The following is a 299-nucleotide window of genomic DNA, read 5'->3' on the forward strand; positions in this document are numbered from 1 at the left end:
GCTTACTTCAATATCGAAGGGCGCGTCGTCGTCGGTTTCTATCTCCATGGGGAAGGAGAAGGTGTGTCGCTCTCCGGTAGCAATGCCATCTCTACTACACGTTATAAAGTAAACGGTGTGGAATATCAACAAGAGGCTTATCAGCAGGTAAAGACCGACCTTGCCAGCTTGCATGCCGACATTGCTTTAGTAAAAGCCAACATCGACCTTACCGAACTCATTCTCCGCGAGAATAACATGACTGTTAAACTTGATGAGTTTGACAAGGAAATGCAAATGCAAAAGGAACGCGCGCGCAA

The 299-nt window shown here is 46.8% G+C and carries 1 protein-coding gene; it reads left to right on the top strand.

Annotation, left to right across the window (positions count from 1 at the left end; genetic code table 11):
• Window positions 1-299: hypothetical protein (locus D0T50_RS13580; RefSeq protein WP_163224055.1), on the top strand; the 299-nt coding region annotated here is incomplete at both ends.

The sequence above is a fragment of the Bacteroides sp. 214 genome (assembly GCF_010501015.1).
Classification (GTDB): domain Bacteria; phylum Bacteroidota; class Bacteroidia; order Bacteroidales; family Bacteroidaceae; genus Bacteroides.